The 24,941-nt window shown below is 39.6% G+C and carries 16 protein-coding genes; 15 read left to right on the top strand and 1 reads right to left on the bottom strand.

Annotated elements, in window-relative coordinates:
- Nucleotides 1-39: 39 nt before the first annotated feature.
- A complete protein-coding gene (locus B3P16_RS03470) occupies nt 40-1,026 on the bottom strand; it encodes a LacI family DNA-binding transcriptional regulator (RefSeq protein WP_286770569.1) in 987 nt (328 codons plus the stop codon).
- A 407-nt stretch (nt 1,027-1,433) separates the two neighbouring features.
- On the opposite strand from B3P16_RS03470, the gene B3P16_RS03465 reads away from it, so the two are divergent.
- From B3P16_RS03465 to B3P16_RS03395, 15 genes are all read left to right on the top strand, one after another.
- Nucleotides 1,434-2,861, top strand: a complete 1,428-nt coding sequence (locus B3P16_RS03465; RefSeq protein WP_286841450.1) for an arylsulfatase — start codon at nt 1,434-1,436, stop codon at nt 2,859-2,861.
- A gap of 160 nt (nt 2,862-3,021) precedes the next feature.
- Nucleotides 3,022-3,597, top strand: coding sequence for an RNA polymerase sigma factor (locus B3P16_RS03460; RefSeq protein WP_286754736.1), 576 nt, complete (start codon nt 3,022-3,024; stop codon nt 3,595-3,597).
- 151 nt (nt 3,598-3,748) lie between these two features.
- Nucleotides 3,749-4,876, top strand: coding sequence for a FecR family protein (locus B3P16_RS03455; protein WP_286754735.1), 1,128 nt, complete (start codon nt 3,749-3,751; stop codon nt 4,874-4,876).
- A 304-nt stretch (nt 4,877-5,180) separates the two neighbouring features.
- Nucleotides 5,181-8,639, top strand: a complete 3,459-nt coding sequence (locus tag B3P16_RS03450; protein WP_286841447.1) for a TonB-dependent receptor — start codon at nt 5,181-5,183, stop codon at nt 8,637-8,639.
- A gap of 12 nt (nt 8,640-8,651) precedes the next feature.
- On the top strand, nt 8,652-10,568 hold the full coding sequence (locus tag B3P16_RS03445; RefSeq protein WP_286841445.1) for a RagB/SusD family nutrient uptake outer membrane protein: 1,917 nt from the start codon (nt 8,652-8,654) through the stop codon (nt 10,566-10,568).
- Between the two features lie 22 nt (nt 10,569-10,590).
- Entirely contained in the window at nt 10,591-11,898 is a 1,308-nt protein-coding gene (locus B3P16_RS03440; protein WP_286754732.1) for a DUF5000 domain-containing lipoprotein, read from the top strand.
- A gap of 6 nt (nt 11,899-11,904) precedes the next feature.
- On the top strand, nt 11,905-12,630 hold the full coding sequence (locus tag B3P16_RS03435; protein ID WP_286841443.1) for a DUF4998 domain-containing protein: 726 nt from the start codon (nt 11,905-11,907) through the stop codon (nt 12,628-12,630).
- A 197-nt stretch (nt 12,631-12,827) separates the two neighbouring features.
- Nucleotides 12,828-13,385: an RNA polymerase sigma factor gene (locus B3P16_RS03430; RefSeq protein WP_286841441.1), complete on the top strand. Its 558-nt coding sequence runs from the start codon at nt 12,828-12,830 to the stop codon at nt 13,383-13,385.
- Between the two features lie 208 nt (nt 13,386-13,593).
- Nucleotides 13,594-14,715 (top strand): FecR family protein, encoded by a 1,122-nt coding sequence (locus B3P16_RS03425; RefSeq protein ID WP_286841439.1) that lies wholly within the window; start codon nt 13,594-13,596, stop codon nt 14,713-14,715.
- Between the two features lie 34 nt (nt 14,716-14,749).
- Nucleotides 14,750-18,208 carry a SusC/RagA family TonB-linked outer membrane protein gene (locus tag B3P16_RS03420; protein ID WP_286841437.1) on the top strand — a complete coding sequence of 1,153 codons (3,459 nt, stop codon included), beginning with the start codon at nt 14,750-14,752 and terminating at the stop codon, nt 18,206-18,208.
- Between the two features lie 10 nt (nt 18,209-18,218).
- Nucleotides 18,219-19,649 carry a RagB/SusD family nutrient uptake outer membrane protein gene (locus B3P16_RS03415; RefSeq protein WP_286841435.1) on the top strand — a complete coding sequence of 477 codons (1,431 nt, stop codon included), beginning with the start codon at nt 18,219-18,221 and terminating at the stop codon, nt 19,647-19,649.
- Between the two features lie 10 nt (nt 19,650-19,659).
- Nucleotides 19,660-20,427 carry a DUF4843 domain-containing protein gene (locus B3P16_RS03410; protein ID WP_286754726.1) on the top strand — a complete coding sequence of 256 codons (768 nt, stop codon included), beginning with the start codon at nt 19,660-19,662 and terminating at the stop codon, nt 20,425-20,427.
- Between the two features lie 23 nt (nt 20,428-20,450).
- Nucleotides 20,451-21,974, top strand: a complete 1,524-nt coding sequence (locus tag B3P16_RS03405) for a PKD-like family lipoprotein (protein WP_286841433.1) — start codon at nt 20,451-20,453, stop codon at nt 21,972-21,974.
- A 174-nt stretch (nt 21,975-22,148) separates the two neighbouring features.
- On the top strand, nt 22,149-23,666 hold the full coding sequence (locus B3P16_RS03400) for a retropepsin-like aspartic protease (protein ID WP_286841431.1): 1,518 nt from the start codon (nt 22,149-22,151) through the stop codon (nt 23,664-23,666).
- 45 nt (nt 23,667-23,711) lie between these two features.
- Entirely contained in the window at nt 23,712-24,938 is a 1,227-nt protein-coding gene (locus B3P16_RS03395; protein ID WP_286841429.1) for a thioredoxin family protein, read from the top strand.
- Nucleotides 24,939-24,941: the final 3 nt, after the last annotated feature.

Raw genomic sequence — 24,941 nt, 5'->3', positions numbered from 1 at the left:
TTTACAATCAATTTCTACACATCCTTTTATTGCCCCATTTTAGCGCCGGATCAATTTTGTTGAGATGATATATTCTTTTGGTGTGGATATCCCTTGATCTATTTCCTTTAACAAAACTTTCACACAAGTCTTAGCCAGAGGTTCCAATGGTTGTTGTATACAGGAGATTTTAGGGTTTAAAAGATCAAACAACTCATGGTCATCAAAAGAAAACATCGGAAAATCATAGTTATTTTCATCCGCTGACCGCAAGGCCTTCAAGCCGAGAATACAAAGGTAATTTGTCGTAAAAAAGAGACCATCTAATCCAACCTGCTTAGCTGCCCAATTTTTCAACGTACGTGAACCTTTCTGCTTCAGATGCTGATAAGGTAATTGCAGTATGCGAGGCTCCATTCCGTATGTGTCACAAAAATCTAAATAGGCACGTTTGCGCGCCAACATTTGTGGTTGATCCGAATCGATGGTTACCAATCCAAAATTTCTACAACCAATAGATTTCAAATGGTCACATGCATTCTTCCCACTAACTTCATTGTCAATATGCACATAATGGGTTTCCACTGCTGGAGAATTTCTATCAAAAACGACCAATGGAACTTTATGTTCCAATATTTTGCGTTGGTATTCTTCCAAATCTACTGTCGGAGCCAAAATAATACCCTCTACTTTCTTTTCCAACATCGAATCAATGATATCGCGTGCATTTTGTGAATCGCCAAGCGTACTACTGTAGAGGACGTGATAATTTTTCTTTCGGAACAATTCCTCTACATATAAAGCAAATGGACCAAAAAAAGAATCTCCAATATTCTCTACAATTAGACCGATGGTATTTGACCGCCCCGTAGCTAAACTCTTAGCGAGAGCATTGGGCTTATAGCCTACTTTTTCAACGTATGCAAGTACACGGTTTTCCAATTCCTTGCTAATGCGTGCTCGCTCGGCTTTGTGATTAATGACTAATGAAACAGTTGATTTAGACACATTGAGTTCTTGTGCTATTTCTTTAATTGATTTGGCCATAAGAGCATTTTCATAAAATTAGGGTGAAATTAGAAAATAAATATGAACATATCGGAGATTACAATTGATAGCACACAATAAATTATTACACAATCGTATGCGTAGACAGTAAAAAGTAACATATTATCAAATTAAGGCTCTTTCATTACCGCTATTATATCTCAACCAATGCGAACTAGTACGATCAAAAGCTATTTTTGAGTAAATTTAACCCTCATTCTTTTTTGGAATAATTAGAATAATATACTTCTCAAAAATAGAAGTACTAAAAAAAGCATACGAAGCATAACCAATAAAACTAAATTAGGACCACCTGACTGTTTTAGTGGATTAAATTGGACTACTATATAAACTAGTGGACAGTCTTAGCGAAGAAAAAATTAATTTGAAGAAATAACCTAATGCAAATGAAAACATCTTTTATCTTGTCTTTTCTTTTGACTCTAGCCTCTCTTGCCATAGCTCAAAAGAAGGACCAAAGACCGAATATTGTACTTATTATGGCAGATGATCTTGGTTATGGAGACCTTGGTGTATACGGTCAGCAAAAAATTGAAACGAAACATATCGATTCATTGGCTGCCAAAGGAATGAAATTTGACAACTTCTACGCTGGGACATCTGTGTGCGCTCCGTCGCGATCATCTTTAATGACAGGACAGCACACTGGCCACACCTATGTACGCGGGAACAAAGAAATTGAACCCGAAGGACAACAACCGCTAGCAGACTCTGTACAAACTTTCGCTATGCTTCTACAACAGGCAGGATATACAACCGGTGCATTTGGAAAATGGGGCCTTGGAATGGTCAATACAACAGGGGCGCCCGATCAAAAAGGATTCGATGAATTTTATGGCTATAACTGTCAACGTCAATCCCATCGTTACTACCCAACTCACCTCTGGCATAATAAGGAAAGGATAGAACTCCATGGCAATGGTTTAATGGCCAAAAGGCAGTATGCACCAGCATTAATCCAAGAAAAGACCCTGGAATTTATCGATGAAAATAAGGAGAAACCTTTTTTCCTTTATGTACCTACCGTTCTTCCACACGCCGAATTATCAGGTCCGGATGACAAATATTACCAATTATATGCAGACCGGTTTGATGAAAAACCGCATAAAGGAAATGACTATGGACCACAAGCAACTGTTCCCGGTTACACTTCGGTTGAAAAACCACATGCGATGTATGCGAGTATGGTAAGCCGTATGGATGCTTATGTCGGTCAAATTGTTGATCGGTTACGTGAAAACAAGCTATTGGACAATACAATTATCATTTTTACGAGCGACAACGGATCGCACAAGGAAGGCGGAGCTGACCCCAATTTTTTCAATAGCTCCGGTGGGTTGCGTGGCAACAAACGCGACCTCTATGAAGGTGGCATCAAGACCCCTTTCATTGTGTACTGGCATGGTAAAGTTGCCGAAGGGAAAACTTCAAACTACCTAGGCGCCTTTTGGGATATTATGCCTACGATGGTTGAGCTTGCCGGAGCAAACAAACCGCATTATACAGACGGTATTTCATTTGTGCCAACGCTACTAGGTAAAAACAAGCAACAAAAACAGCACCAATACCTGTACTGGGAATTTCATGAAGATGGGGGACGTCAAGCCTTGCGTCAGGGAGACTGGAAACTTATCTTACAAAAAGTTAAAAGTAGCCAATCTACAGCCGAACTATATAACCTCCAACGAGATCCCAAAGAACAACACAATGTTGCCCAGGAAAATCCAAAGAAAGTAAAAGAATTACGCCAGCTGATTGAAAAAGCGCATGTCGAAAGTGGTATTTTCCCATTGACAAGTATAACTCAGCCATAAAAAATAAAACAACGATTTGGGGGGTAGCTAACTGAGTTTTATTCCCCCAAAAAGCTATTAAAGTCCTTGAGAATATAGGAAGAACGTTAAAAAATAGAGATTATCTTTCCTGTAACAAGAAATCGTATTTTTTTCACTAAGTTTACTGCCCGAGTACCCCATGAAAAATCAAAAATCATATCAATATCACGAACTCCTCCCTCTTATACGCAAAGGGGACCAACGGGCATTTGTTGTATTATATGATCTATTCACACCCGATTTAATTGCTTTTATTGCAAAAAAAGTTGCTAGCAGTGAAGCCGCTGAAGATATACTGCACGACCTTTTCATGTCAGTATGGAAAAATCGGGAAATGATTGAACAAATAGAATCTCTCCCAGCCTATCTATTTAGCTCCTGTAGATACCTCATTCTTGCTCATTATCGTAAGAATTTAAAATTAAAGGTATCATCCCTCGAGTTTGACGAGCTCGAACTAGAAGATGAAACCGTTGCAATAGAAGACAAACTCTATTACCGCTATATCATCGATATTGTCGCTAAAGAAGTCGAAAACCTTCCCGAAAAGTGCAGAGAAGTATTTAAATTGAGCCGTGATTTCTACATGAGCAATAAAGCTATTGCTCTGCAGCTTAATATCAGTGAGTCTACAGTCGAAAAACACATTAATAAAGCACTCAAACATCTTCGCGCAGCAACAAGCCATTTATTTCACTTTACACTGTTTTTTTAGTCAATACCCGTAACTTTTTAACAGGTATATTATAGATATTTCAACCATTTGAAAAAAAAACACTTTTTTTTCATTTTCGACTAGAGGTTCCCCCTTATTTCACACACTTGTATAATAACTGACCATTCCAATGGAACCTGTTATGAATCAAATGAACGAAATATACAAGCTGATTTCCGTCTTCTTGAACAGGAAGGATACTGTTCAAGAGCGAAAAGAACTACTTGACTGGTTTGAAAAACAATCAGAAGATGGCATTTCTGAGACCGAATTTGAAGCTATTCAACATAATGCGAGAAAGAGCCTTATCAAGGATATACAAAATCCGAAAAGAAAAATTATACAGCTTCGTACAGCCAGATATATAGCTGTCGCTGCCAGCGTCCTACTGATCGGTTTTTCGATCTTACGATTCTGGCCAAAGCCCGAGATCTTAGCGACCACAGCGCAACTGGCATCAATACCGCCCGGCAAAGAAAGAGCAATCATTATCTTAGGAAATGGCAAACGAATAGATCTCGAACATCTTTCGCTCAATCAAAGTATACAAACAGGCGATGTTATTATAAAAAAGGATGGAAATGGTCAAATCAGCTATCATGATGTTAAAACAGGACAATTAAGTATACAGAAAAATAGCATGTATACGCCAAAAGGAGCCACCTATGACCTAACCTTATCAGATGGCACATTGGTGACACTAAACGCTGATTCGAAAATCTCTTATCCAACCTCCTTTGACAATAGAGACAGAGAAGTTGAATTACAGGGTGAGGCCTATTTTCATGTGCAGAAAACAACCAATAGAAGCAAATTTATTGTTAAAACACGTGGTCAGAAAATTGAAGTTCTTGGAACTCGCTTCAATGTCAATGCATATCCCGAAACAGATAGAACACAAACGACCCTAGAGGAAGGATCTGTGATGGTCTCAGCGCAAGATGTACCGCAATCCAATATTTACCTAAAACCAAATGAGCAGGCTACTTTGCAACATGGCACCCTAAATTCCCGCCACGTAGATATTGAAGAAGTACTAAGTTGGAAAAAAGGTCAGTTTTATTTTAATGGTAATAACACGGAAGAGGTAATGCAACAAATTGCCCGCTGGTATAATATTGACATTATATACAAACGAAGTAAAAGCAAAGAACAATACACGGGTACAATCCCCCGCAATCTAAGTTTAAATAAATTGATTGAACTGCTCAATTATGCAGATCTCAATACAAAAGCTTTGATGGGTGACAATAGCCGAATTAAATTAATCATTACATAACCAATTGTTAAAATTATGATAAGCACAAAACTGCCGCCATAAATCCTTACTGCTAATACCAATAAAAAAACGGACCCTGTTGGCGCAGAATCCGTAGTAGTAATTGGTATTTAAGCATCGTATAACATCTCAATTATTAACACATTAAAACCAAACGAATTTAATGAAATTTTCAATAACTCCGTTCATGAAGAAGGAGAGGGATTTTCATGAAGGATTGTTGGGCGTTAACATGGCGCCTAATAAAAGCCTTAAAAGTGAAAAACAAAAACCTTTTTTTGCGCGACCATTACCTAGATCTCTTATGAGGGTCAACTTAATCACTTTACTGATCGGCCTAGGACTATCCCAAGTGGATGCTCATACCTATGCACAGCAAATTACGCTTAAAAAGCATAATACAAGTCTTCAAGTTATTTTAAAAGATCTTGAGAAACAAAGTGGATATACTTTCTTCTATAAAAAGAATGAAATATCTGCCAATAAAGACATCTCTATCGATGTAAAAAACCAGCCATTTTCACAGGTTTTAAACATTCTATTGGGGAATGCAGATTTTACTTACGATTTCTTTGACAAAACAATTGTCATTAAGAAAAAAAATGAACCCCAACGAGATGCCCTTAACAAGATTATTAGCAAACCAATAATCAATAAAAGTTTAGATCTTCAGCAAGAAACTCAAGTAACAGGTTCTGTCAGTGACACCTTAGGCAGAAAACTTACCGGGGTAAGCGTAAGTATCAAGGGAAAATCAGGTCTTGGTACTGCTACAGATGTCAATGGAGCTTTTGTACTAAAAGTACCCACTAATGCAACCCTGATTTTCACAATGGTTGGATATGATCCACAGGAAGTTGCTGTTAACGGAAAATCAAAATTTGATATCATATTAAAAGAATCTGCATCAAGTTCTATTGACGAAGTCGTTGTTACAGCATTTGGTCAACGCTCCAAGAAGAGCGACCTTATTGGTTCCGTTTCATCACTTAGCCCTAAAGAACTACGTGCACCAGTAAGCAACCTTACAGCAGCATTACAAGGCAAAGTTGCTGGCGTCGTTTCATTCCAACGTAGTGGAGAGCCGGGGGGCGACAATGCCGATTTTTTCATCAGGGGTGTAGGTACTTTTGGAACAAATAATAAACCATTGATTCTTGTCGATAATATGGAGGTCACAGCGGATGATTTGGCACGTATCCCCGTTGATGACATCGAAAATTTTTCGATCTTACGTGATGCCACCGCATCAGCCGTATATGGCTCCCGTGGCGCAAACGGAGTTGTTTTAGTGACAACAAAGATAGGACGTGACGGACCCGCAACGATCAGTTTTAGAGCCGAACAACGCATATCGACACCTACCCATACGCTGAAATTTGCTGATCCCGTCACTTGGATGAAAATGTACAATGAGGCTGTTACAACACGTGACCCCTTGGGAGTAGAACCCTATGGGCAATACAAAATTGAACGCACCGCTGCTGGAGATGATCCGATTACTTACCCAGCAGTAGATTGGCTCAATGCGCTTACGAAGAAGACCACAACAACCCAAAACTACAACTTAAGTGTATCTGGCGGTGGACAAATTGCAACGTATAATGTGAGTGGAAATTTTACCAATGACAATGGTCTACTTAAAATGGATGCTTTGAACAACTTTAACAATAACGTTAATTTCAAGGTTATGAACCTGCGGAGCAATATTGGTATCAACTTGACCAAATCAACATTCGCTATGGTTCGCACCGTGGCCAATCTGCAAAATTACAGTGGTCCACCGACAAATGGAGCAGAGGCATACAATCTTGCACTTCGTGCAAATCCTGTTTTATTTCTTCCTGTATATCAAGCTGGCCCTAGTCAGTCCTATATTCAGCATCCACTCTTTGGAAATGCCGACAAGGGACAGTATGCCAACCCTTACGCACAAATTATGCGCGGATACTCGGAAAGAAAGCGAAGTGATATTCAGGTGCAATTGGAATTAAAACAAGATTTTTCAACAATTCTTTTGGAAGGTCTAAATTATAGAGGACTCTTCAATCTAAGCAGAAATTCTTATTTTGCCCAATCGCGCCAGTACAACCCGTTTTATTATGAGCCAATAGGAACTGATCCAAAAAACAACTCTTTGCTCTTTCGCGAAATCAATCCAGAAACAGGAACAGAATATCTCGACTTTGTTCCTGGCGAAAGAACCCAATCCGCTGTTTTCTACATGGAGAACCAGCTCTCCTATCAACGGACCTTTAATGAGAAGCATAATGTATTTGGTATGTTGATCAACACCATTCGAGATAATGTCAAAACACCCGTCGACAATAACATTTCCCTAATCAATACGCTTCCCAACAGAAATGTGTCCCTGTCAGGCAGCTTCACCTATGGCTATGATAATCGTTATCATGCCCAATTTGCTTTTGGGTACAATGGCTCGGAGAAGTTTTCAGACAAATTTCGTTGGGGATTCTTCCCTTCTTTCGGTTTAGCATGGAATGTCTCCAATGAGCAGTTTTTCGAACCAATTAAGGAGGTTGTCAGTAATTTAAAATTCCGCTTTACGCGTGGTATTCTCGGGAATGACCAGATACTTGATACCAGATTCTTCTATCTTTCCGATGTTAACCTGAATAGCACAGACTATGGTTATTCTTTTGGCTTACCCGCCGAATCAGGACGTAGAACAGTCAACGGTATTGTGGTCAACCGGTATGCCAACCCTGACATTAGATGGGAAATCTCCAAACAAACCAATTTAGGAATTGATTTAAGCTTATTTAAAGGCGCATTGACATTTACAGGTGATTTTTATCAGCAACAACGCGACAATATCGTTCAAGCCCGTTCATTATCCTCAATCAATGGTCTAACCGCTTCTGTTTTTGCCAATGTCGGAAAATATAAGAGTAAGGGATTTGACGGAGAATTGGTTTACAATAAGTCTGTTAACAGTGATTTATGGTTCCAAGGTAGAGGAACATTCACTTTTGCAACAGGAGAATATGCATTCTTCGAAGAGCCAGCGTATAAAAACGAGTACCGTCAACGTCAAGGAACTTCCGTCAGCAATCAGTTTGGCTATATAGCTGAGCGATTGTTTATCGATGACAATGAAGTTTATAATAGTCCCGCCCAAGAATTCGGATCAACAGTCCGTGGTGGAGATATCAAATACTTGGACGTTAATCGAGACGGCTTAATCAATGACGACGACCGCATGCCAATAGGCTATCCTACGACTCCAGAAATCAATTATGGCTTTGGTTTAAGCACAGGCTATAAAGGTTTCGACTGCTCATTCTTTTTTAGCGGAGTTGGAAGAACATCGTTATTTATTAATCCAACGACGAATAATACAAGCAGTCCATTGAGTCGAGGAATTGCTCCATTCGGTGTTGAAACATCACCCAACGCTGTCTTCCAGGAATGGGCAAATAACTATTGGTCCGAAGACAATAAAAACATCTATGCAGCATGGCCTCGTTTAAGCGTCATGCCAATGGCCAATAATACAGTTCAAAGTACTTTTTGGATGCGTAATGGCAGTCTACTTCGTTTAAAACAAGTCGAATTAGGTTACACATTCAACAAAAAACTAACGCAACGATACAAATTCAAAAACCTGCGTATTTATGCCAGTGCAACAAATCTATTGCGATTTAGCTCTTTCAAATTATGGGATCCTGAAATGGGTGGTAACGCGCTCAACTATCCACTACAAAGAGTATTTAACATTGGTATCAATGCTAATTTATAAGAAACTATGAAAATGAGATTTAAGAAAAGTATAATCGTGTTAGGGTTGTTAGTGGGTCTTTCGACCTCCTGTAATAAGTTTCTGGATGTTGTTCCAGATAATGCACCTGTACTCGACCAAGCATTCGCAATGCGTACAATGGCCGAACGTTATTTAGTGACCTGTTATAGTCAATTACCGCAAAGCTTTTCAATGACCAATAACCCTGGCTGGCTTTCGGGCGACGAATTCTGGCTAAACTCCGAATCAACCTATTCAGGGTATTTCAATTGGAGAATTGCTTTGGGCAACCAAAATGGTGACAACCCCTTGTTAAATGCTTGGGACGGGAACAATGGAGCAACAAATCTTTGGGTGGGTATCACAAACTGCAATACATTTCTCGACAATATTATGTCGGTACCGGATATGACAGACGAAGAAAAACAGATGTGGATCTCAGAAGTCAAATTTTTGAAAGCCTACTATCATTTTCTCTTAATGAAACAGTACGGCCCTGTACCTATCAGAGACAAGAATATCCCTATCTATGACAGCCCAGGATCATCCCAGCTGCCTCGAAATAGCGTCGATGAATGCTTCAACTATATTATCAGTATGATTGATGAATCCATCCCTAATTTAATGGATGACGTTACTGCAGTGAACAGTGAAACAGGACGCATTACAAAAATCGTCGCCAAAGCAATGAAGGCTGAGATATTGGTTTTTGCCGCCAGTCCACTTTTCAACGGAAACGTTGGTACAGAAGCTTCAATTAAAAACAACGATGGCAAGGAGCTATTCAACCACAGTTATTCGTCCGAAAAATGGCAATTGGCAGCGAGAGCCTGTAAAGAGGCCATTGATTTTGCTACCGAACATGGTAAAAAATTACATACCTGGACGCCCACGGGAGGATTCACTCCACAGGTGAGTACACAGTTTCAAATGAATATCCGGGAGGCTTATAATGAAAACACAGATAATCCAGAAGTATTATGGCTGGATACCAAATCAACCGCCAATGGAACCATTCAAGGTTATTTTATGCTTCCTCGCTACACAGCCAACGCCACGTCCGGAACTTTATTGGGCTTTATGTCTGCGACTTTAAATATTGTGGAGAAATTCTATTCCAACAATGGTGTACCTATTGAGGAAGATATTACTTATCCATATACATCAAGATTCGATTTGATTACAGTTCCCAACACAGATGCTTATAAATATGATTTGGTCGCCGGGAAACAAACAGCCCGGATGAATCTAAATCGGGAAAATAGATTTTATGGCACCTTAATGTTTGATGCCGGACGTGTCTTTATGTTGCAAGCCGGTTCGGATGCAAATGCCTACAATATTGATCTCAAATATTCGGGATCGTCGGGAAAAGTGGACCCCACACGATTCAATTGGACAGGATATGCGTCAAAAAAACACTATAATTATCGGAGTACCGTAGGTGCAAGTAACGCCTACACAGCTCGGTTATTTGGGCACCCTATCATGCGTTTAGCCAATCTCTACCTTTACTACGCAGAAGCATTAAACGAAGCAAATGGTCCCTCAGCAGAGGCTTATTCCTACATTGATGCCGTCCGAGCGCGCAGTGGTCTTAAAGGTGTTGTAGAATCATGGCAAAATTACTCTTCTGCACCAAACAAACCCACAACCAAAGATGGACTGCGTGAAATTATCAAACGTGAACGTACAAATGAGTTTGCTTTGGAAGGTGTACGTTTTTGGGATCTTCGCCGTTGGAAAGATGCGGTCAAGGAACTAAACAATCCAATTTTAGGATGGGATATCAATCAATCATCCGAAGGCTCTTACTATCGGACAACACTATTATATACACGGTCATTTATGGATCGGGATTACTTTTGGCCATTAAGCTTAAATGAAAGAAGACGTAACCCAAATCTTGTACAAAGTGCAGGATGGTAGTCTAAATTACAACTATTGCATCATGAAAAATTTAATAAATAAAATCGCTCCCATCATGCTAGCAATCCTTTTGATGACTCCATTACTATGGACAAGTTGCAAGGAAGACATTGGCATTACCGCAGCAAGGCAAGGAGAAAAACCAAATACCTTAAAGAACCTTGCCTATGAAGAAGCTCCCGGGGGAGCAAAGATCAGTTACGATTTGCCAACATCAGCAGACTTACGCTATGTCAAGGCAACATATACATTGGAAAATGGGAAAGAAATGGTCACTAAGGCCAGCATATACGATAATCAACTTGCTGTGCAAGGATATGCTGCAATCGGTGAACATGAAGTTAAACTTGTTGCTGTCGCGGTTGGTGACGTGGAATCTGATCCTGTTACTATTAAAATCAAGACAGGAAAGCCCAATTATATTATTTTAGCCGAATCGTTTAAATCTAACGATTTTTTCTATAGCACATTTGGTGGAGTGAACCTCAAATTTGAAAATAAAGATGCCGCAAATATCATTTTAAGTGTATTCAAATACGGGGAAAATCCGACCACCAAAGAGATCGGCTGGAATGTCCTGAACGAGACCTATACAAAATCCAAAGAAGGTGTTATTCGCGTTCGTGGAGAACAACCGATCGCAACCACCTACGGTATTGTGATACGCGATCAATGGGGTAACGTATCAGACACCGTTCGTCGCAATTTAACACCACAAGAAGAATATGAAATCAACAATTTATTGATCTATAACGGTATCACGGCCTATAGCGATATGAATAGAAACGGTGATTACATCAGCAATTATAATGCACAAGGTGGAAGTGCCGAAATGCAAGTATCACTATTTGACGGGATTGAAGGATCACCCTATTATATCACAAACAAGCAGTGGTGGGGTAAGGCTGCTCCGATCCCATTTCAATTCACTTTAGATGCCCGTAAAAAGGCACAAATAAGTCGGGTCAAACTCTGGGGTCGGAACGACAATTATGGGCTATTGTTTCAAGCTACACACCCAAAAGAATTCGAGCTTTATGGCAGTAATTCACCGGCACAAGATGGTTCTTGGGATTCTTGGACATTACTCGGAACATTTGAAGGCGTCCGTCCATCCGGCCTAGCCTTTGGCACTAACGCGAATAGCGAGGATCAAGACTATGCGCGTAAGGGAGAAGATTTTGAAGTCAACTGGGATAACCCGAGCGGATTCAAATATTTCCGCATAAAAGTAAACTGTACGTGGAACGGCGTTCGAGAACAACCTTTAGGTAATGCCCTCACAGTTGCGATATCGGAATTGAAATTATATGGAAAATACGTAGACTGATAAATTATGAAAAAGATATTGAATTATATGCTGATCGTATTGGGGACTGTTCTTTTAACCTACAGTTGCAAGCCATCAGACTATTATTATGGGGAATACCTAAAAAATGGGGAAATTTACTATCCGGGTCGCGTAGATTCGCTATCTATTATCCCGGGCAATCAAAGGGGAATACTGCGTTTTAAAGTAACGACAGACCCCAAAGTGAATAGTGTGAGAGTATATCTCAGGAGCAGCCTCTCACCTATGGCAGAAGTAAAAAATTACCCGATAGAAGCCAGCGAACATGGTAAAATAAAACTCATCACCTTAGATGCACTTTCGGAAGCAACATACACGGCAAACGTTTATTCATTTACCAGTCAAGGTGATAGTTCTCGATCAGTAGCCTCGAGTCAGTTTATTTACGGTCAGAGTTATATACGTACCCTTGTAAATCGTTCATTTTCAAAATTTGACAAAGCGAACGCCAGCGAGCATTTCTTGGTATTGGCACGAGAGAACAATTTGCCCAGACAGGGCACATTTTATCCAATGCAATTTACAGAGGTCACCTATCGTAACAATTCAGGAGATTCCACAACTGTTCGCATTACACCCTATGAGGATTTTGCAAGTTTAAAAAATATTGTAAGTCCGAGCACGGTCAAGTATAGGACTGTTTACAAACCTGTACAAGCTTCTATCGACTATTTTTATACTGCCTTTACAGAACAGAAATATAGCAAATAACACGAATACCAACATAATTGTAACTATCGCGACGATACGCAGTGAGGTAAATAACAGAGATTTCCTTACATGCATTTTTTGATCTCGTAGATTACAACAGAAAAGGTTAGATCAGGACTCATCTTAAGCAGTTCTCGGTCTAACCTTTTTTAACTATCTTTTTTTAGATACATTTGTGCCATAATTGGAATCTAAAAATGGATAGTACAATTGCACTTTGGCTGAAACAAATCGCAGAAGGCGACCGAACTGCATTCGATGCACTATACAATTATTTCTGGAAAACTATATACCAATACGTCTACCCCAAAACTAAAAATACCGAAGCAACGGAAGATATTCTTCATGACCTATTCTTGAGTATCTGGAAAAATCGAAGTAGATTGCAAGAAATCAATAATATCGAATCCTACCTCAAAACTGGCGCACGCTACCTCACCTTCTCCTACTTCAATAAAAATAGCGAACAGCATAGGGTGGATATCGATAAAGTAGATATCATCCTCGATGATGCGCCAATCGAAGATCGCTTACATTACCGCTATCTATTGGACCTCATTCAAGAAGAAATACAAAATCTTCCTGAACGTTGCCGAGTTATTTTCAATGAAAGCCGCATCAACCACAAATCCATCAACCAGATAGCCTTAGAATACGGCCTATCAAAAAGTACTGTTGAGAATCAAATAAACAAAGCGCTCAAACGTTTACGCCTAGTTACCAAAGACTTCCACACCTTTCTCTCATTTTTTTAATTTTTTTTCATTTTAGCGTAGGTGCTTTCAGTTTTTTCGATGACTATATCTATACAAGGCTAACCAAACGACCTGTGAAGTCATCATGATGTATTCAAGTCATACAGATAATGAATATCACTGATAACTCCATCAAAGCTGAAATAGTCGAAGACAGCATAAATCTCTTAAAGAGACTGCTTACTAATGAATAAACAGATTAAAATAGATGAAAGTACCTAATTCGCTGCAAAAACTAATCAAAAACTATCTATTGGGCTTTGAAAATAAAGCTGAATTTGACACCTTGAAAAAATGGTTTGAAGAAGCCGAGGCAAACAACATGCCTTCTGACAGCGACATGAAAGCAGGTCAGCTCCGTGTCTTCCAGCGTCTCAACAGGGATCAGGTATTATATGCGCCTCGTACATTTAGCCAAAAATATAAATATGGAGTCCGTATCGCGGCATCCATCACCATCGCGCTTGGTTTTGCCATGGGCTATTATTATTACCAGTATGCCATCTTCGACAAAATAAGCCCTAAACAATTAGCGACGATCCGCCCAGTACAGGAAAATGTACAACTTACTTTTGAGGATGGAGAAGTCGTCATACTCAATAAACAAGGGCAAGCTACCCGGGCAATTGAAGGGGTACAGGAAGTCAAAAACGGAGAACTCATCTATAACGATAACGCAGATCACATCGTCCAAAATACGCTTTTAACACCTCGAGGGCAATTATTTAAAATTGTACTTCCCGATGGAACTAAAGTATGGATGAATGCGAATAGTTCCTTGAGCTACCCTTCGAAATTCATAGGCCCAGAGCGTTTAGTTGAATTACATGGTGAAGCCTATTTTGAAGTTAGCAAAAATCCGGAACAACCATTCATTGTAAAAACAACCGATCAACAAGTCAAAGTTTTGGGTACACATTTCAATATCAATGCCTATGATAATGATCTTACGACGCAAACAACACTTGTTGAAGGTAAAGTTGAAGTACAACATCAGCAGCAGAAAATACTCTTGACCCCCAACCAGCAAGCGAATTTTAAAGGCACTGCGCTCAGTAAGAAAAATGTGGATGCCGCCGAGTATATAACCTGGCGTGAAGGTTACTTTACCTTCCATAATGCCACAGCAAATGAAATCATGCAACAGTTGGCAAGATGGTACGATCTCAACGTCCGTCTTGACGACTCCGAAATAAACGAACGATTCAGTGGAAAAATCAATAAGCAGATGAATTTGCAGGAAATCCTAACCGTCCTCCAAACTGCTGGATTGAATTTCGATATCGTACAGAATAAAAATCAACAAAAAACAATCCTACTGAAAAACTAAATTATTAATACTGAACTTATAAAACATTAACCTAATGCAAAACAACAGGAAGGCCAAACCTTCGGTCCCATGGGATAACCATGTCCAAATTCCAGCAAACTCAGCTGCCATCACCTGGCCTCGGGCTTTTGTGGAGAGCAGTAATGACAGCAAATTACCCACCGTATTTAACCGAAAAAACAAACTGCGTTTTCACATTGTTTCGGCGCTTTTGACCATCAGTCTGATGCAGCTTCACGGAACTACCAATGCGCAGCGCATCTCTATCAATTCAAATCAGTTGTCTATCAAGCAAGTTTTCCAGCAACTGGAAAAACAGTCTGGCTATAGTTTTTTCTATAAAGACGTTGTACTCGAAAAGATCAAGGATACGGGTGTTAAACTCGAAAATGGCACCCTTCAGCAAGCTTTAGATGCCATTCTTAAACCAAATGGTTTGGATTATGAGGTTGTTAATAATACGGTTGTGATTAAACCTGCGCGAAAAAAAAGCCCGAATAACAGCAACCTGAACCAAATCCGGCAACAATACATTACTGGAAAGGTACTTGATGAAAATGGAAAACCCGTTGAAGGGGCATCCATACGCCAAAAAAATGACGATAGAAAATCAGTGAAAACCAATACGGATGGAGTATTCAATCTGCCAATTACTTCATTGAATGAAATGCTTATTGTCTCCTTCATTGGTTACGAAAATCAGGAAATTAAAGCAATCTCTTCTATCAATGGAATGTTTATCAAACTTCGCAAGAAAGACAACGTGATCGAAGAAGTCGTGGTCACAGGAACAGGAATTAATAGAAATAAAGACAGCTTTACAGGTACAACCACAAAATTCTCTGGTGCTGAATTAAAAGCAGTGAGCAACAACAATATTATTCAAAGTTTGAAGACATTGGATCCTTCGTTTTTGCAAATTGAAAACAATTTGGCAGGATCAAATCCAAACGTCATGCCAGTGATTGAAGTTCGCGGCAAGAGCAGCATCCCTAGTTCCACGCTAACGGACCAATTCGGCGCTGATCCCAATCAGCCACTATTTGTATTGGATGGATTCCCAACAACAATACAGACTATTGTTGACCTTGACATGAATCGCGTCGCATCAGTAACCATACTTAAAGATGCTGCATCAACAGCATTATATGGCTCTCAGGCATCTAACGGAGTTGTTGTTATAGAAACAATTAAACCCAAACCTGGCGAATTACAGTTTACATACACCCAAGACTTTAGGTTTGAAATGCCCGATTTGTCCGCATACAATATGATGAATGCGACTGAAAAATTGGAATTTGAGCGACTCTCTGGACGTTACAACTCATCATCAGGTCCCACACAACAGGTCTATCTCGATAGCCTATATAATCAACACCTTTCATTTGTAAAGAAAGGTGTTGACAGTTACTGGTTAAGTGAACCACTACAAAATGGTTTCTCGACCAATAACTCGATCAATGCAGCTGGCGGCGACGAGACCTTTATCTACAATCTTGGCTTAAACTATCGGACAGGAAAAGGAGCCATGATTGGGTCAGGAAGAGATAGTTATAGCGGTAGTATCAACCTAACTTATCGAAAAAATAAGGTAAATATTAACAATATTACCTATATCAGAGGCAACAAGACAACCGAATCGCAATATGGCTTATTTTCTACTTGGGTAAATACAAATCCATATTATGAAAAAAATTGGGAAAACCCCTTTTTGGAAATTAGTCGAAAATCCAACTCTTCTGTCGATTTCTATATTTCCAACCCATTATATGATGCCATGCTGCCGCAATATAATAAATCCAAAAACTTAGAAGTACAAAATAACTTTAATGCCAACTATGACATTACGGGTTATCTAAGAGCGAATGCTGCGCTACAAATGACTAAGGGAACAACAGAAGGTAAAATCTATAAGTCGCCCGAGATGAGTGATTTCTTTGAAACACCAACCTTACGGAAAGGAAGATATACAGACAGTAGGAATAACAATTTTTCCTATCAAGGAAATTTTATGTTGACCTTTTATAAAACCTTTGCCCAGAAGCATCAATTAAACGCTAACTGGCGCAATACAATCGCTGAAACTAAAAATGACGCCTACACAACTGTAGCTGAAGGATTTCCCGCAGGAAACACGGGCAACCCGCGCTTTGCCTATAGTTATTTACTCGACGGAGCTCCAGTAGCATCCAGTAGCACATATCGTACGGTTAATACAACATTAAGCGCAAATTATTCTTATGATAACCGCTACCTGTTTGATGTTGTATACAGATTGGATGGCTCAACGGCTTATGGCAGTAACAAGCAATTCTCTCCTTATTATGCCGTCGGTTTAGGCTGGAATATCCACAAAGAAGCATTCGCAAAAAAAATGCCTTGGATAAACTCTTTACGACTAACAGGAAATGTGGGTATCACAGGTAATCAGAATTTTGCTAATATCAGCTCAATTTCGCTATACAATTATACGAGTACAAATTACAATCAGTTCGGTCAGGGCGTAACTCTTAATATGCTGGGCAATCCCAATCTAGAACCCCAAAAGACACAACAGATAAGTACCTCTTTAGATTTCAGCCTATTCAACAATCGTTTTACAGGTTATATCAATGCGTACAACAAGAAAACAGATCCATTAATAGTTCCCGTAGACTTACCGTCCTCAACTGGCGTATTTTCCTATCCTTATAATATCGGCAACCTGACCTATAAAGGATTAGAGACTAAGCTAACAATTTATCCGATCTATAACCTTGAAAAAGGTATCACTTGGAATATTGGCCTTACAGCAGCAAGTTACAAAAGCCAATACGGTGGATTTGGCGACATCCTGCGAACCCTTAACAAGCAGCAGGAAACATCCAAATCTTTAATCAGATATATAGATGGAAATAGCGCTGAAGCCATTTGGGCGACCCAATCCCTGGGAATTGATCCAACCACCGGAAAAGAAGTTTTCTTGACTAAAGATGGGCAATATACATTTGATTATAACGCTGCTGATGTAGCCAATGTCGGTAATACAGCACCCAAGGTGGAGGGCGTAATTTCCACGAACCTCCGGATTAAAGGATTTACATTCGGACTGGGCCTACGCTATAGATTAGGTGGTGATATCTTCAATACAGCATTATTTGACAAAGTGGAGAATATCAACTTTACCAACATTGTAAACAACCAGGACAAACGTGCCTTATACGACCGCTGGCAAAACCCAGGGGATATTGCGCAATTTAAAGCGATTTCCCAAACGGCAACGACACCGATATCATCACGATTTGTCCAATCACTCAATACGCTCAGTAGTGAAACCTTAAACATTGGCTATCTCTTTGACAAAGGTCCTTGGCTGGAGAGCATGAGGCTAAAAGCATTATCTGTCAACCTGATGGCAAATGACTTCCTATATTTCTCCACCGTCAGAAGAGAGCGTGGCATATCCTACCCTTATGCCAGAACATTTGCCTTCTCTTTCAGAGCATCATTTTAATTATTGACTTATGAAACGCACTATTAAAATACTCCTAATTCTGCTGACAACTGTCTCTTTTTTCTCCTGTAAAAAATTCCTGGATGTTCAACCGGAAGACAAGGTCTCAGAATCTCAATTATACAGTACCAAAAATGGTATCAGATCCGTGCTCAATGGAATCTATTTGGATCTCGCAGCAAACCAGTTATATGGAGATAATCTCACACTTTCTACCATCGAAATCCTTGGTCAGCGCTATAATATCAGTACTGAACATAACCAATATAAGACGTCAACTTACGCCTACAAAGATAAACCAACTGTCGACCGTATGGAAGATATCTGGTCGACCGCTTATGCGACGATCCTAAATATTAATGTCTTCTTGGAAAATCTCGACAAATACAAAGGTGTTGTTGATCAATCCACAGAAAACGTTTATAGAGGCGAAGCAATCGCCATGCGCGCATTCCTGCATTTCGATCTATTACGGCTATATGGCCCTCGCTACTCAACTGTAGATTCTACAAAACAGAGTTTGCCCTATTATAGAAACACGAAAACCGAAGTAAATCCTTTATTACCAGCCAATGATTTTATAGATAATGTAATGGCTGATTTAAATCTTGCTGAAACTTTACTGCAAAACGATCCCATCATCACGACTGGTGTAAATATTGCCCAACCAGAAGACTTAGTTGACTTTCTAAGCAATAACAGAAACTACCGCCTTAATTATTATGCCATAAAAGGTCTCAAAGCACGGGTATACCTCTATCGTGGCGACAAAGCCAATGCTTTAACCACGGCCAAAGAGGTGATCGCTATAAGCGGCAAGTTTCCTTGGACAACTTCTGCCAATGCTTTGGTTGAAAAGCAAAATCCCGATCGCGTATTTTCATCAGAAATGCTATTTGGCGTGATGAATTCCCAGCTATACAATCGCTATCTGAATTGGTTCGATCCATCTCTTAGTGACAGGCAAATATTAGCACCTACACCAAGTCGGCTAGCTACCGTATACGAAAACAATGAAAATGATTACAGGTATAATCTGAACTGGCAGATGCCATCCAATGGCTCCAAACCTTATAAAACGTTTCTTAAATATGCCGATGTCGTAGACAAAACCAGAACTTTTCGTTTCAGCATTCCTTTGCTCAAAATAAGCGAAATCTATTACATCGCTGCCGAATGCGAGCCCAATGCTGCCGACGGAATAACCTTGCTGAATATTGTGCGTTCCAACAGAGGCTTACTGCCCTTGACAACGACGGTAAACATCTCGACCGAACTTCAAAAAGAGTATCAGAAGGACCTTTTCGGAGAAGGCCAGCTTTTTTATTATTACAAACGAAGGAACGTAACCTCTGTAGCCAATGGCTCTTCGACAAGTGGTAACGTAACGATAAATTATAACGTTCCTTTGCCAGATTCTGAATCAATTTATAGACAATAAAATGCTACACATGAAAAATATATGCTACTTATTATTAGCTCTCGCAGCTATTACTTGTCTCAGTTCATGTGAGAAAGAACTTCACAAGTATGAAGGAAAGCCAACCATTTATTTTAATGAAACGGCCCGGCCCCTCGCCTATTCCTCTGAGGTCCTTAAAGATTCTACCCTGATCTCTTTCAGTCTGACCAAAGAGGCAATAGTCGACTCCCTTGTGCATATGGTCATTGCCACCATAGGAAACGTAGCAGATAACGACCGACCGTATAAAATCGTCCCAAATGCATCATCTACTGCAATTGAGGGCAAACACTACGAAATCATCAACAAGGATTTTTCGATCAAAAAGAATCAACTTCGGGATACCATATGGCTCAGATTTATGCGAACTTCTGACATGAAAGACCAAAATTTCCTGCTCAGCTTTGACCTTCTTGAAAATGAAAGCTTCTCGGTCGACATGCAGTATAAGGTGACGAACCAAACTACAGGCCAAAGACTGAATTTCATCAATTATAGATGGTTTATCAATGATATAATAAAAAAGCCAACCCGTTGGCTGGACTTCTATCTCGGAACCTTTTCGCGTAAAAAGCTCAACTTAATGGTGGAAGTACTGAATGTCGACCCCCAGTATATGGATACCAATATCTCAATTGCTGAAACATTAGCCTATGGCAAATTTATGCAGCGGTATCTGAATGAACAAAAGGCGGCTGGCAACCTTATCTTGGACGAAGACGGCCAACCAATGAGTATGGGGAGTGCTGCTCAATAGCCTACAAACTTAAAACGAAAAAAATGACATTAAATATCTCATATTCGATCATTAGCCTCTTGATGACATGTATGTTCTTGGGGGGCTGTAAAAAAGATCTTGGAAATTATAATTATGTTCAAATAAATGAATTGGATACGATTGCAGAACTACCCAACGAAGTCACTGCTCTTGTCGGTAAAGACCTCCAGTTGACGCCTAAAATCCAATTCACAGAAGACAGCAAATTTATTGAAGATAATTATCAGTACCAGTGGACTTATATCGGTTCCAACGGCCTCGGAGGCCAGACGATATTCTCATTAAGTGAAGAAAAAGATCTGAATATTAAAATAAATCTTACTGCGGGAAGCTATCAAGCCTATTTTTCAGTGACAGAAAAACAGACAGGAATAAAATATACACGTCCATTCAAACTCAAAGTCGTCAACGAAATCAACGAAGGTTGGATTATGATGAACGAAGCCAATGGAAAGGCCAGAGTTGATATGCTCGTATTAAATTCCAACAATATTTTTGACTTGTACAATGATGTTTTAGCCTATACCGGATCTGAGCTGAAATTAACCGGCAAACCTGTTATGACCTATACCTATTCGACAGGATTATTACTCGGACCAGACAAGATCAGTTATGGGCTGTATTTTGGTACAACCACCGGAACAACAAAAGTAGATCCCAACACCTTTAAATGGACAAATACCATGGGGCTATCTTATGAAATGATTGGTACAATTCCGGCCGGATTTTATGCCGACGTCATCCAACAAAGAAATGGTTCATCTTCCTATTTAATAGGTGGTGGAAACGCTTACTTTTATGATCGGGCATTGAATATATTCTACTCATCCCCGATCAATTACATCGCAGCTGAAGAAAAAAGTTTTGAGGTAGCTCCTTTTATAGGAGGAAGACATACGGATGTTTCCAATCCGGTTACATTATATGATAAAACCAATCGAAGATTTGTGCGCCATGTATCTACTGCTTCAACTTGTACCACACTTATCGACCCGGACAAGGATCTCAAGTTATTCAGTTTTAAAACAGGACTGGATATGGTATACATGCGTTGGATAGCATACAACGGTGGTGAGATCTTCGCTATCCTAAAAGAGCCTAATGGGTCAAAAAAATACCTCGCAAGGTTCAACGCTGTCAGCACGGCACAGACTTACTATAATGAAATCACCGGCACAGACATCGATAAAGCAGAATTCTTTGCATTCAATCCTGAATTTGGCTACCTGTTTTATAGTGCTGGAGGTAAAATTTATGAATACGATATGACTTATAAAACTTCCAAATTGATGGTCGATCTAGGAGATAAAAAAGTAAGCTATCTGAATTTTTATGAATTCAAGAATTCCACAAAATATACCAGTGGAAATAAACTTATGGTAGGATTTTATGACCCTAAAAAGTCAGACGGTACCGAAGGGAGCTTAAATATTTATACCGTCCCGGGGCTGAACGCAAATATTGTGCTGGATAAATCCTATACAGGTTTTGGCCGACTCAAAAATTTAACTTATCGCGAACGCTAATATTCTAACTATACGTTACTTCATACTATTCTCATCCTTAATTAATTCGAGGGAATAGTATGAATTTCAACAAGCTTCAGCCCGAAGTGGATTACGAGCTTGGTCGATAAATAAATAGTCATTGTATTATACTAAACAGATTAAACCTTCCCCTAAGCCAATGAACATCGGGGAATGAAAGCGATTATAAACGATTTTATGCAATATCTTCAGATTAAAAGGTCATTTTTGCTCGGGTTATATGTATTGGCAGGATCCTATTGTCATGCCCAAGCCAAAAACATATTCGGAGAAAAACTGTTCCAAACTTTCCAACAGAAAGACACCACATTAATTGTTGCTGAACTGGCTCCAAATTTCTCCATAGCAGGACACACCGATGCTGGCGCCAAGTTTCGGTTAAACCAGATTATCAAAAATTACCCCGTTTCAAAAATTGAGGTTATAACAGAAAAAAAGACAGCAAAGGGAACACTCTTACAATTAAACGTTACAGCTGAGACAGATAAAAAGCGAAATACTGAGGCCTTACTCGATAAATCCGGCAGGTTAGTACGGCTTTCCTTATTTGACCAACTTTATGGCATGCAACGTAAGGAAAAAGCACAATTACGGGCAACTATTCCTTTCGAAAACAAAAATGGATCCATCTATCTCCAGGTCAAAATCAATGGCTACGAAAAACCATTACGCTTACTGTTTGATACAGGTGCGGACGGCATGGCTGTAAATCAGCAATTAGCCGATGCTATTGGCCTAAAGGTTACAAGAGAGAATAATGCTTCTGTGGTTGGTGGCAATACCAAAATTCAAGTGTCAGACAATAACAGCATTCTATTAGATACCTTAAAATTAAACGGACAGGGTATTGCGATATTCCCAGAAATGGGTAAAGAAGGTGATGGTATCATTGGTAATACATTAATTCGTCAATTTATTACCCACATCGATTACGACAAAAACTTAATTTCGCTGTATGATTTTGGAGATTTTCAATATAAAGACAAAGGAACTACCGTTCCGATTACAATGCCCGCTGGAGTAATGATTCTTCCCGGCCAACTTGAAATCATACAAGGCAAAACGTATACCGGACATTTTGTTTTCGATACCGGAGCATCCTATGATCTGATCTGTTTCCGTCCCTTTGTACGCCAAAATAAGTTACTTGTCAGTGGATTTAAGCCCGAAGCTCAGGCAGCAACCGTAAGCATGGGCGTCTCTTCACCGACTTTCTCCGGAAACAGTTATCAATTTGCGATTTCACTACTACCCGCCGTAAAAGGTTTACCCATTACATTAATGGGAGGTAGTTCCGCAAACGAGCAATGGAAGCCAGGATTTGACGGATCCATAGGCGTCCGCCTCCTCAGCAGATACAATATCACAATCAATCTAGCAGATAATGAGGTCCATTTTTCGCCGAATAAGCTACATATCGCCCCGCAAGACTTTCTGGTAAAAAACTATCAATTTGGATGGGACAATGTTGGTCGACTGAAAGCTTTAGGAATAATAGGTGCCCTTGAAAACCCCGATGGCTTAAAAGCAGGAACCATAATTCAAAGGATCGACAATTACACCGAAGATCAACTTAAGAAAAAACCGATGCTGATTGAAGAAATAAGACTAAAAGCAAAGGAACAGCCCATTGTCATTACTGTTGCGGACAATAAAACACTTACAATTTAACAACTGAGAGGCCCTAAATATACAATCGCCCAAAACACAGATTAGATGAAAAAAAATATCTTTTATATGGTCACAACCTGTTGTGGTCTGCTCTTGTCATGCCTGTTGCATGCGCAGGAAAAAATAGTTCAAGGAACTTATGCCGAATGTCAAGCGCTGGCAAAAAAAGAGAACAAACTTATCCTTATTGACCTTTACTTTGTCGGATGCATGCCCTGTGCGGAAATGGATAAACAAGTATTCCCAGACCCTGCTGTGGTCAGTGAACTCAAAGCCAATTATATTCTCTACAAAACCGACGTGATGAAGGAGGTGGATGGCAAAAGGCTGGCCCGAAAATACGGTGCCCCCGGTTTCCCAACTTATGTTATTGTAAATCCAGATGGAAAAACGCTATTGACCGAATCAGGGTTCTTTGGGGTAGACCGATTTGTCCCCTTGTTGAAAGAAGCCGTTCAACGCAAAAAATCCGAATTATTTCTAGCCTTTAATAACAGTCTGGAAAATGAGTATCCAGCGGCCTATAGTGAGCGATTTATCAAGACCGGTGAGAAGCACGATTTTGCAGAATTAGAAGGCTATCTGGATCAACAAAAAGACCTTTTCGGCGAAACAGCATTTTTAGCCAATAGCGTTTCCTCATTCCCGAAATACAACGATTGGGTTTACACACACCTACCTCAACTCATCAAGATGTATGGTAGTAATCTACTTCGGAATAAAATTTCAGCAATGGCATCAAAGAAAAGCAAACAATATGGTTCTAAGCAACAGCTGGACAGCTTAGAAAGCATGCTCACGTATATTCGTCCAACTTTTAATGACAAATTATGGGATACCTTCTTACCCGCGTTTATCTCCAATTATTACACAAGCTCCAAAGATGCCAGTACCTATTTGAAATTGATCACGCAATTCAATCTTTATACGACTTGGGATCTTAGAAGCAACGCATTGGGACAAGTCATCATAGACCAAGCAAAGGAGCCTAAAATACTAAATAAAATATTATCCGAATACCAGCAACAGCAAAGTATGCAGCAACTAGATGCCATCGATAACTACCGCTTGACCTTACTTTATTACTATCTAAAAGACTTTAAAAACGCGACAAAATCTGTGCAAACACTTTTAAACGCTGATCTGTCTGACTCCAGTCATTCCACACTAAAAAAAGAAATACTTGCCTTGAAAGCTGCCATAGACAAAAAGAATCCAGACTTATTTCAAGCGAGAGATATCAAGAAAATTATTCCATTTAATATCAGTTAAACC

The organism is Sphingobacterium sp. UBA7631 (assembly GCF_002483935.1).
In the GTDB taxonomy this organism is placed as follows: domain Bacteria; phylum Bacteroidota; class Bacteroidia; order Sphingobacteriales; family Sphingobacteriaceae; genus Sphingobacterium; species Sphingobacterium multivorum.
This window is presented reverse-complemented; position numbering and strand designations above follow the sequence as displayed.

Coding starts and splice junctions, on each gene's coding strand:
- B3P16_RS03465 (WP_286841450.1), top strand. CDS start 1,434: ATGAAAACATCTTTTATCTTGTCTTTTCTTTTGACTCTAGCCTCTCTT.
- B3P16_RS03435 (WP_286841443.1), top strand. CDS start 11,905: ATGAAAAAGATATTGAATTATATGCTGATCGTATTGGGGACTGTTCTT.
- B3P16_RS03440 (WP_286754732.1), top strand. CDS start 10,591: ATGAAAAATTTAATAAATAAAATCGCTCCCATCATGCTAGCAATCCTT.
- B3P16_RS03460 (WP_286754736.1), top strand. CDS start 3,022: ATGAAAAATCAAAAATCATATCAATATCACGAACTCCTCCCTCTTATA.
- B3P16_RS03455 (WP_286754735.1), top strand. CDS start 3,749: ATGAACGAAATATACAAGCTGATTTCCGTCTTCTTGAACAGGAAGGAT.
- B3P16_RS03445 (WP_286841445.1), top strand. CDS start 8,652: ATGAGATTTAAGAAAAGTATAATCGTGTTAGGGTTGTTAGTGGGTCTT.
- B3P16_RS03420 (WP_286841437.1), top strand. CDS start 14,750: ATGCAAAACAACAGGAAGGCCAAACCTTCGGTCCCATGGGATAACCAT.
- B3P16_RS03400 (WP_286841431.1), top strand. CDS start 22,149: ATGAAAGCGATTATAAACGATTTTATGCAATATCTTCAGATTAAAAGG.
- B3P16_RS03395 (WP_286841429.1), top strand. CDS start 23,712: ATGAAAAAAAATATCTTTTATATGGTCACAACCTGTTGTGGTCTGCTC.
- B3P16_RS03410 (WP_286754726.1), top strand. CDS start 19,660: ATGAAAAATATATGCTACTTATTATTAGCTCTCGCAGCTATTACTTGT.
- B3P16_RS03430 (WP_286841441.1), top strand. CDS start 12,828: ATGGATAGTACAATTGCACTTTGGCTGAAACAAATCGCAGAAGGCGAC.
- B3P16_RS03415 (WP_286841435.1), top strand. CDS start 18,219: ATGAAACGCACTATTAAAATACTCCTAATTCTGCTGACAACTGTCTCT.
- B3P16_RS03470 (WP_286770569.1), bottom strand. CDS start 1,026: ATGGCCAAATCAATTAAAGAAATAGCACAAGAACTCAATGTGTCTAAA.
- B3P16_RS03405 (WP_286841433.1), top strand. CDS start 20,451: ATGACATTAAATATCTCATATTCGATCATTAGCCTCTTGATGACATGT.
- B3P16_RS03425 (WP_286841439.1), top strand. CDS start 13,594: ATGAAAGTACCTAATTCGCTGCAAAAACTAATCAAAAACTATCTATTG.
- B3P16_RS03450 (WP_286841447.1), top strand. CDS start 5,181: ATGAGGGTCAACTTAATCACTTTACTGATCGGCCTAGGACTATCCCAA.